The 6,607-nt window shown below is 37.9% G+C and carries 5 protein-coding genes and 1 pseudogene; 3 read left to right on the top strand and 3 right to left on the bottom strand.

Annotated features, from left to right (window positions below; translation table 11 throughout):
* The first annotated feature begins 142 nt into the window (after positions 1–142).
* A complete protein-coding gene (locus GNE10_RS30430) occupies positions 143–652 on the top strand; it encodes a GNAT family N-acetyltransferase (RefSeq protein ID WP_185569533.1) in 510 nt (169 codons plus the stop codon).
* 569 nt (positions 653–1,221) lie between these two features.
* Positions 1,222–1,893, top strand: coding sequence for a hypothetical protein (locus GNE10_RS30425; protein ID WP_185569531.1), 672 nt, complete (start codon positions 1,222–1,224; stop codon positions 1,891–1,893).
* Between the two features lie 153 nt (positions 1,894–2,046).
* Here GNE10_RS30425 and GNE10_RS30420 read toward each other — a convergent pair whose 3' ends face one another.
* The 3 genes and pseudogenes from GNE10_RS30420 to GNE10_RS30410 all read right to left on the bottom strand — a co-directional run.
* Positions 2,047–3,036: an extracellular solute-binding protein gene (locus GNE10_RS30420; RefSeq protein WP_185569530.1), complete on the bottom strand. Its 990-nt coding sequence runs from the start codon at positions 3,034–3,036 to the stop codon at positions 2,047–2,049.
* A gap of 595 nt (positions 3,037–3,631) precedes the next feature.
* A complete protein-coding gene (locus tag GNE10_RS30415) occupies positions 3,632–4,234 on the bottom strand; it encodes a heme-copper oxidase subunit III (protein WP_185569528.1) in 603 nt (200 codons plus the stop codon).
* 95 nt (positions 4,235–4,329) lie between these two features.
* Positions 4,330–5,055, bottom strand: a pseudogene (locus GNE10_RS30410) (cbb3-type cytochrome c oxidase subunit I); the annotation flags it as partial.
* A 110-nt stretch (positions 5,056–5,165) separates the two neighbouring features.
* Between GNE10_RS30410 and GNE10_RS30405 the strand changes: the two are divergent.
* Positions 5,166–6,569: a site-specific integrase gene (locus tag GNE10_RS30405; RefSeq protein ID WP_185569526.1), complete on the top strand. Its 1,404-nt coding sequence runs from the start codon at positions 5,166–5,168 to the stop codon at positions 6,567–6,569.
* Positions 6,570–6,607 lie beyond the last annotated feature (38 nt).

The following is a 6,607-nucleotide window of genomic DNA, read 5'->3' as shown; positions in this document are numbered from 1 at the left end:
CGTGCTAGTTGCAGTACTTGTAATAGTACACAAATACTATGATTTAGCGATCGCCTGTGCCAGTTGCGTAAGTCCTGTTGGTATTATGTGGTTGCTTTGATGGTAAATAAAATTAAGTTTGACGATTTGACAGTATAAAATAATGGTGAATTATTTGATTTCTCCACTCACAGCAAAAGATGAGCCTTTTTTGTGGGAAATGCTTTACGAAGCAGCACATTTGAGAAAGGAAGGTAATTTGACTGTGCAGGATGCCATAAATCATCCTGATTTGGCAAAATATGTTAAAAATTGGGGAGGCAAAGATGATAGTGGCTTTGTTGCTATTTTAGAAAGTACGAATCAGCCAGTGGGAGCAGCATGGCTGCGTTTATTGACTGGTGAAAATCAAGGATATGGTTATATTAGCGATCGCATTCCCGAATTAGCAATAGCAATTGTCCCTGAATATCGCAATCAAGGTATAGGAACACAGTTACTCAAGCATGTATTAGCAGCAGCCAAAACATCCTATGAGTCAATATCTCTCAGCATTAGAGCCACAAATCCCGCCTTGGCTTTATATCAAAGATTAGGTTTTGCAATCGTCTCTGGTAGCGAGACAATTAACCGAGTTGGTGAAATTTCTTTGAAGATGAAAGTTGATTTATAGCAATCCCAAATCATTTGTGAAATCAGCTAATGCGCGCTAAAAAAGCCAGGACTTACGCAACGCCGATATTGTCATTGCGATCGTAACAAAGTTTAGGGAAGCAATCCCAGCCTTATATCATGTCCGCATAATTAGTTATGATTCCCACAGCCATTGCACCCCACCCCTTAATCTCCTCCCCGCCTGCGGGGAGGGGAGACAAAGCGTAGCTTTGGCTCTTTGGGGTTTTTCGGGTTTAATAAGGCTTGATATTTACAAATCCATCAGGCAAATAACAACAGAAAATTTCATTACAACATAAAGCCTCACTATTTTAGAAAGAAATAAAAATTAATTTTGTTAACATTTGATTACCATAATATTTGGTATTTTACCCAATTAGTTGGTATTATCTTCAGTACATTGCATAGATACACTGAATCGATTTAGAAAAATGCAAATTTCACAAGAGGTTTGCGGCTAATTTTGGCTATTGATTCATTGCATACAGCTTGTTTGAATTCAGAATTTTTAACTCTGAATTCTACCGAAATTTTTTCAATATCCCATAGAAAACGGAGAAATGTTTTATGCGTTTTAGCCGCAAAATACCCATTGCATCTTTAATACTATCAACACTGGTTTTGTGGCAGCCTACTTTAGCTGACTCAAACAATAATCTTCCCCGATTTCGAGAACAAAAAATAGCAACTCTTTGGAACAAAAATAAGTGTTCTGGAGGTATTTCACAAAATTTTCGATTGGATGGAGAAGTCAATAATCCAACTACCTATCACTTGTACAATCTGAAAAATTTACGAAATACTTTAAAAATTCAAAATCCAGGATTAGTAACTGAAATTACTGTCAGCTTTCAAACCGGTTCAGGGCCAAGAACAGAAACATACTATGGAGTTCCCCTCTGGGAATTAATTAATAATCCCAAAGCCGGAGGTGGTCTTAAACCTGGAAATTCTGGATTGAATCCGAAAAACTCTTTTCTGCGACAATATGTTTTAGTTGAAGCCACAGATTGTTATGGTGCAGTCGTGGCTATTGGAGAAATTCAACCGAACTTTGAAGGAAAAACAGTACTAGTTGCCTTTGCCAAAAAAGATAGTAATGGGAAAGTCGTATATCTAGCAGATGAAGGATTTGCTCGTTTAGTTGTTCCAGGTGATAAAGCTGGAGGTCGTTACGTTAGTAATGTGAGAAATATTATTGTACTATCTGCTCCTCCTTCTCCTTTGAAACAAAAATAAATTGTTCCACATTTAACTTGTACATTGACTGGATTAGACTGTTGACCGTTGACAGTAAACAGTCTAATCCAGTCAAATACTACCACGAGTAGTTGTGCAATTTAGACGTGCATTAGCTTATCTAAACTCTAAAAACCTCTTTTATCCCGTTTTTTAACTGTGGCGCTTCTCACCTACTTGAACTAGTTGCCTATTGGCTGATGCTTGTTTTTTCTTCAATCCAACAGCTATACTAACCGCAAGAAATATCCCGCCTATGCTACTGGGTTCAGGAACAGGTTTAGAAGTAACATTTACAGGACTAAATCCATATTTAGCCAGTACTTCCTGTGCTTCTGGTGACAGAATGTAATCAGCTAATTCTTGACCTTTAGGACTAGCATCTTTGAGTACAGTCAAGCCATAATCTGCTTTAATTGCTAAATTTTCTGGTAATTCTACAACTTTCAAATTCGGTGAAATTTGTAATGCTGCAAGCGCACTAGTGTAATAAGATATGAACGCATCTACTTTTAACTCTTGAGGAGCTTCTTGCAGACCCCAAGCGATGAGACCACCCGATGTAAATTTGTCTGGCGGTACTAACTCTTGGGTGAAAAAGATAGATTTTTGATTGAGATTTTCTAAACTCCCTGGTAATATGGCGTCTGCTTTACGATATACATCTTGTGTATAAGCACCCAAAGGATCTGATAAAGGTGGAAATGTACCTATTTTGCCAGCATTACTCAGTAATTGTTGTAAAAAGTTATTGGTTGTTAATTCAAAATCTGAATTGACAACTGCCACTAAACGATTGCTAGTAAAATTTACCACTGGCCCGCTCAGTCCTTCTTGATATAAAGTCAGGGGGTTGCTAACATCAGCACTAGCAAAAACATCGGCTTTTTCACCATTTTCTATGCGTTCGCGTTGTAAACCAGAAAAAGCAAAGCTTGTTTCTACAGTTCCACCTTTGACATTTTCAAAATTCTTAGCTACTTCTGAAAGCGCACCCCTCAAACTCCCAGCACCAAATAAAACAACTTTGTCAGCTTCTGTTGGTGATATCTCTCTAAAGGTAGCAGCTAAAGTTTGGTTGGTAACAGAGAGATGAAAAATACAGGTAGTTAGTGAGGCAAGAACTAAATATTTTTTGCTCATTGTTTAGATTCAGTAATATTGCGGTATTAGAAGTAGTAAGAACTTAAATTACTGGCATTTTTTACCAGTGAAATTGGTATATACAAGTATTTGCTTGCAAGTTGCGATCGCTTTGATTACGTATATATACTTTGGTTGTGGCTATTCTACCAACTTAGTTGGATAAAATCAATTCAACTACGTAATCAAACGCTGACTTGATGAAAAAAATTTGAAGTAAAAGGCGAAATCCCTGAGTTGTTGAAGCTTCAGGGATTTGTGATTTGCAATTCCTACAAATAGGACTCGATTAGATTGTTGACTGTTGACTGTTGACAGTCAACAACCATGCTAGTAGTTTGCCAACCCAAAAATGTTTGGAGATTGGTTAAAGGGTCAGGGATAAAAAACCGGGTGAGCGAAAAAAGGTGTGGGAAGTGTGGGAAGTGTGGAGGGTAATTTTTTGGATACTTAGCTAGAAATCCCACACAAAATTTCGTTCACCCTAAAAAACCTTTTCCCTTTCCCCTTTCCCCTTTCCCCCTCCAAGTTTACTTGGCGAACTACTAGTGTAATTATGCTTTTTTAGCGCGCATTAGCTTATCTTGTTCGATATTCACTGCCAGACATAGATGAGAACAAACAAAATAATCCAGATAACATCGACGAAGTGCCAAAACAATGAAGTTGCATTCACCCCAAAGTGACCTGTGTCGTAGTTACCAGGGATAAAAGAACGCACTAAAATAATCAACTGCAACAAAATACCAGTGAAAACGTGCAAACCGTGGAAGCCTGTAAGCAAATAGAACGTGCCACCAAATACCCCTGAGGTGAAGCCAAAGTCGAGGCCATTCCATTCAATGGCTTGCCCAATTAAAAAGTAAGTTCCCATCGCCATTGTTGCCACAAGAAACAGGCGAAATTTTACTAAGTCATGGCGTTGAAGGGCGCGTTCTGCTAAGTAAATTACAAAGCTACTGGCAACTAGAATTATTGTGTTAATTGCAGGTTCTTTTACTTCTAATCCAGAAACACCGGCAGGTAGCCAGTTGGGAGTTGTTGTTTTGTAGATGATATATCCTGCAAAAAAACTTAAGAAAATTACGCTTTCAGAAAGTAGGAAGACAATGAAGCCAAACATTTTGTTGCCTTCTTCATCGTGGCTATGTTCTACTTCTGTGTGGTGTAATTCGTGGGAATTGAGATAGCTGTCCATTGGTGAAGTTGGCTTTTGAAGGTGAGTTTGAAACGCTCTAGGTAGCAAAGGAAAGCGCAGAGGTACGCAAAGGATTTCTGCGCTTTCCCAATGGGTTATTCTGGGAGGTTGGCTGTTAAGGGTTCAGATTTGCCGTAGCCGTAGGGTTCACTGACGATGACGGGAATTTCTTCAAAGTTTTCCACGGAGGGTGGTGAAGAAACTAACCACTCTAGTCCAATTGCTCGCCAGGGGTTATCGGGTGCTTTCTCGCCTTGCATCCAAGAAATCACCATGTTGAAAATGAAGGGTAAGGTGGATACTCCTAATAGAAATCCGCCGATGCTAGCAATGAGATTCCAGGAAGTATATTCTGGGGCGTAGGAAGCGACTCGGCGTAACATTCCTTGTAATCCTAAGGGATGCATGGGCAAAAAGTTGAGGTTGGTGCCGATGAAGGTTAACCAAAAGTGGATTTTGCCCCAGCCTTCGTGGTACATCCGACCGGTCATTTTGGGAAACCAGTGATAAATGGCAGCATACAAGCCCATTGTCACAGTGCCGTAGAGGACGTAGTGGAAGTGTCCAACTACGAAGTAGGTATTGTTAACGTGGACATCCACTGGTACAGAGGAAAGCATAATTCCTGTGATGCCGGCGAAGACAAACATTACTAGTCCACCAAGGGCAAATAGCATTGGTGTAGTTAACCGCAATTTCCCGCCCCAAATGGTTGCCACCCAAGCAAAGACTTTAATTCCTGTGGGGACTGACACAAACATGGTTGTCAGCATAAAAATTAAGCGCATCCAACCAGGCGTACCACTGACATACATATGGTGAAACTCAGTAATAGTATGATGAGTTAATACACTATTGTGTTACCTGAGAGACATTGCTCATTGTGAACAATGTGCTTTTTGAACGCTAAAAATAAGCAAAATTTAAGAAAATGTCAACAAGTGAATTATTCGCAGATTTTGAACCTCCAGCTACAACCGATGGAAGTTATATGGGTATTGCATATCAAAAGCGAGCGATCGCTAGTTATTTAAATGATAAATTTGACGATGAGTTTCAAAAAGCTAAAGCTCGACTCAAGTCGGCTAAAGTCAAGGTAGGCTTATGTTGTGATAAAGGAAGCATCCAGCTACAGGCGACTTTACCAATCAAGCCAGGTGATAGGGATACTAAAAGTACGGGAACTAAACAATACAAAATATCTTTAAGTATTCCCGCTAATTTAGATGGACTTAAAACAGCCGAAGAAGAAGCTTATGAACTTGGTAAATTAATAGCTCGTAAACAGTTTGTATGGACAGATAAATATTTAGGCAAACAAGCCTCGATTCCCAAACAAATTTTAACAATCAAAACAGCTTTAGAAAGTTTTGAGCAAGAGTATTTTAAGACGAGAAAGAAAACTATAAAAAGCGAACACACATATCATCAGTATGAGTCAAGAATTAAGCAACATATTAATTTAGATTGCCCGATTACGTCAGATGCTTTAAAGGCAGAAATTTTAAAATGCTCTAGTGAATCGCAAAGATGGCAATTGTTTAAAATTCTCAATGTCTTAGCTCGCTGTTTTCAAATTGACATTGATTTATCAGTATTTAAAAAACAACCATTACCAAAAACTAGAAATATTCCTAGCGATTCAGACATTATTAGATATTTTCATGAATATGAAAAATATGCTTATGCTACACCTAGTAGACGTAGGAGTGGTTTTGAAAATAATTGGCTTTTTTGGAGATGGATGTATGGTATGATCGCAACTTACGGATTAAGACCAAGAGAAATTATTTTAGAACCTGATATAGATTGGTGGTTAAATACAGAGAATAAGGATCAAACTTGGAAAGTTAACGAAAAATGTAAGACTGGAGCTAGGGAAACTTTACCTTTATATCCTGAATGGGTTGATTTATTTGATTTAAAAAATCAACTATGTATAGAAATGTTGGCAGAAAAAATCTCAAAATTTACATCATTTAAAGATTGCAGCTATGTAGTACAACATAATGCCTCATGGTTTGATGACAAAGTGGAAATACCATTTAATCCCTATGATTTACGACACGCTTGGGCCATTCGGGCACATTTAATGGGAATACCAATCAAAGCAGCTGCTGATAATTTAGGGCATTCTGTAGAAATGCATACTAAAGTTTATCAAAAATATTTTGGGCTAGATAATCGTAAAAAAGCCATTAATGAAGCACTTAGTAAGAAATCTGATTTAGAGACACTGAGAGAAGAAAATAAAAGATTGAAATTAGAAATACAATTGTTGCGATTAGAAAATGAAAACTTAAAGCAATTAGTTGATTTAAATATTGAAATTTAGTAGTTAAATTATCCAAATTGATTTTTAAAATGTGAATT

This window comes from Nostoc sp. 2RC (genome assembly GCF_014222165.1).
GTDB classification, from domain to species: Bacteria; Cyanobacteriota; Cyanobacteriia; order Cyanobacteriales; family Nostocaceae; genus Nostoc; species Nostoc linckia.
This window is presented reverse-complemented; position numbering and strand designations above follow the sequence as displayed.

What these genes read in the sequence shown, in the direction of transcription:
- GNE10_RS30430 (WP_185569533.1), top strand. Translation starts at nt 143, where the DNA reads ATGGTGAATTATTTGATTTCTCCACTCACAGCAAAAGATGAGCCTTTT.
- GNE10_RS30425 (WP_185569531.1), top strand. Translation starts at nt 1,222, where the DNA reads ATGCGTTTTAGCCGCAAAATACCCATTGCATCTTTAATACTATCAACA.
- GNE10_RS30420 (WP_185569530.1), bottom strand. Translation starts at nt 3,036, where the DNA reads ATGAGCAAAAAATATTTAGTTCTTGCCTCACTAACTACCTGTATTTTT.
- GNE10_RS30415 (WP_185569528.1), bottom strand. Translation starts at nt 4,234, where the DNA reads ATGGACAGCTATCTCAATTCCCACGAATTACACCACACAGAAGTAGAA.
- GNE10_RS30405 (WP_185569526.1), top strand. Translation starts at nt 5,166, where the DNA reads ATGTCAACAAGTGAATTATTCGCAGATTTTGAACCTCCAGCTACAACC.